This window comes from Eggerthella sp. 1_3_56FAA, assembly GCF_000185625.1.
Taxonomy (GTDB): Bacteria; Actinomycetota; Coriobacteriia; order Coriobacteriales; family Eggerthellaceae; genus Eggerthella; species Eggerthella lenta.
Genome location: NZ_GL622579.1, coordinates 889010 through 891944, shown reverse-complemented (window position 1 = coordinate 891944; position 2935 = coordinate 889010). Strand labels below are relative to the sequence as shown.

The 2935-nt window shown below is 65.8% G+C and carries 2 protein-coding genes; both read left to right on the top strand.

The window, feature by feature from the left end; translation table 11 throughout:
• Positions 1-854: helix-turn-helix transcriptional regulator (locus HMPREF1023_RS03895; RefSeq protein WP_009304851.1), on the top strand; the 854-nt coding region annotated here is incomplete at its 5' end.
• A gap of 207 nt (positions 855-1061) precedes the next feature.
• Positions 1062-2477 (top strand): sodium:alanine symporter family protein, encoded by a 1416-nt coding sequence (locus tag HMPREF1023_RS03890; RefSeq protein ID WP_009304850.1) that lies wholly within the window; start codon positions 1062-1064, stop codon positions 2475-2477.
• Positions 2478-2935 lie beyond the last annotated feature (458 nt).

The window sequence follows — 2935 nt, the reverse complement described above, 5'->3', positions numbered from 1 at the left end:
ACATGGTGGCCGTGCTGGTCATGGCGGGCGTGCTGCTGGCCATGGTGCGCATCTTCGGCCCCTCGGGCGCATGGGGGGATTCGAACACCACGTACTTCGACGCGCTCGGGCGCATCCCGGCCATCACGGTGCTCACCTTGTGCCTGGCGGCGTTCGCGTGGCTCGCCCTGCTGCTCATGGCGAAGCAGCCCGCGTCGGTGCGGTTCCAACCGCCCATCCTCGTGGTCATCGCCGGGCTGTTCGTCGTGGTGGTGCGCGCCCAGCTGGGCGATGCGCCGAACGCGCTGCTCGACAGCATCGTGCAGTTGAACGACCCGTTCGCCCACCTGCTGTTCTGGTCGGCGATCGCGGCCGCCTGCACGTTGTTGCCGCTGTCCGAGAACCGCATCGTCGGCATCGCGGGGCTTGCGTACGCCGCAGCCTCGGTGGTGTGGGTGGTGTTCCTGCGCGGCAGCGCCGTCGTGGAGACGACTGTCATCCTCGTGGTGGTGGCGCTCGTGATGAACCGCTCGTGGCTGTCGTCGCTCGCGCGCGGACGCGGCAGGGGCCGGCAGGTTGCGGAGGGCGCCCTCGACGACGAGGCGGCGGGCGACACGGCCAGCCGTCTGACCCAGTCCATCGTCGAGCGCTGCCAGGAGGTGGCCGCGGCTTACGCGCTGTCGCCGCGCGAGACCGAGGTGTTCACGCTGTTGGCGCAAGGGCGCACCTGCTCGTTCGTGCAGGACGAGCTCGTGCTGGCCGAGAGCACGGTCAAAACCCACATGTCCCATATCTACGGCAAGCTGGGCGTGGGCGGCCGTCAGGAGATGATGGATCTCCTGCTCGACGAGACCAAGGGGAAAGACGACGCCTAGGGCGCCTATCGATGCCGCTCGCGGACGATTTTCCCTTTGTTGACGAACCGTAAAGCGCCGCGTCGCTATAATCCGACTACTTTAGCGTGCGAAAGTACCTCTGCCGAAACGGCTTCGTCGTGTGCCGGAGGCGTCCGGAATCTGCTTCGGCGCAGGCTCTTTCTCTCGCAAGGGGATTCGTTGTACAAGAGAAGAGAGGGGATGTGCATGGATATCATCCAGTTCATCAGCGACATCGACGCCTTCGTGTGGGGTCCTCCGATGATCGTGCTTTTGCTGGGATCGCACCTGTTCCTGACGTTTCGCACCGGGTTCATCCAGCGCAAGCTGCCCACGGCTATCAAGCTGTCGGTGACGAAGGATCCGGATGCGCCGGGTGACATCAGCCAGTTCGGCGCGCTGACCACGGCGCTGTCGGCCACCATCGGCACCGGCAACATCGTGGGCGTGGGCACCGCCATTCTGGCCGGCGGCCCGGGCGCGGTGCTGTGGATGTGGCTGACCGGCGTGTTCGGCATGGCCACGAAGTACTCCGAAACGTTCGCCGCCGTGAAGTACCGCGTAAAGGACCACAACGGCAACATGCTGGGCGGCGCAATGTACGCGTGGCGCCGCGCGTTCGAGAAGGACGGCAAGGCGCCGTGGTGGGGCCTCTTGGGAGCGGGCGCGTTCGCGCTGTTCGCGGCCGTCGCCTCGTTCGGCATCGGCTCGGCGGTGCAGTCCAGTGCCATGACCGGCATCATCACGTCGAACGCACCCGGCGTGCCCACCTGGGGTATCGGCCTGGCCATCGTTATCATGGTGTCCCTGGTCATCTTCGGCGGCATCAAGATCATCTCGAAGGTGTGCGAGAAGCTCGTGCCGTTCATGGCCATCGCCTACGCGTGGGGCTGCATCGTGATCATCGGCATGAACTGGGAGTTCGTGTGGCCCGCCATCTGCCTGATCTTCGAGTGCGCCTTCACGCCGAAGGCCGCGTTCGGCGGCGCCGTGGGCTCCGGCCTCATGATGGCGCTGCAGTTCGGCTGCGCGCGCGGCCTGTTCTCCAACGAGTCGGGCCTGGGCTCGGCGCCCATCGTGGCGTCCGCCGCCTCCACGCGCAACCCGGCGCGCCAGGCGCTCGTGTCCATGACGGGCACGTTCTGGGACACCGTGGTCATCTGCGCGCTCACGGGCATCGTGCTGGTGTCCACGATGATCGCGAACCCCGGCATCATGGAGAGCGGCCAGATCTCGGCCGGCGCCGACCTCACCAGCGCGGCGTTCGCCTCCATTCCCTACATCGGCACGCCCATTCTGGTCATCGGCATGATCCTGTTCGCCTACACCACCATCTTGGGCTGGTCGTACTACGGTAACCGCTGCGTCACGTACCTGTTCGGCAAGCGCGCCATCCGTCCCTACCAGGTGCTGTACGTCGTCGTGGCGTTCTTGGGCGCCATCGGCATCGGCGATTTGGTGTGGACCATCTCGGACATCACGAACGCCCTGATGGCCGTTCCGAACATCATCGTGGTGCTGCTGCTGTCGGGCTTGATCGCGCGCGAGACGAAGCACTACGTGTGGGACAAGAACCTCGAGGAGACGGACGAGACGCCCATTCCGGTGTTGGAATCGAAGTAGCGCCGCGCGCGGATAGCGCGACGGCGAGGGCCCCGGTGTCGAAAGATGCCGGGGCCCTTTCGCGTTCGGGGCGCGCTGCCGGCGTGTGGTCCGGCCGCGTTCGGGGCGATACCAGCGTGTGGCCTGTCCGGCGTTCGGGGCTCTTCCAGCGTGTGGTCTGGCCGGTCTGTTGTTGGCACAGAATGAACGCTATGCGCGATTCTGCACTGGCCTGAGAAATTGCGACCTGGGGTTTCTTTCGCCGGTAATCAGAAAAGTGCCGAGAAATCGTGCATAGCGTTCATTCTGTGCCATGCGCGTGCGCGCGAGATCGCAGAATCGGCCTTCGCCCGTGCCCAACGCGCATGCGATGCGGTATCATGGCGGGCATGAAGAAACTGATGATCATAGGCGGCGGCGCGGCGGGTCTCGCGGCAGCGGTGGCTGCGACCGACGCGCTGCGTGCGCACGGCGTGCGC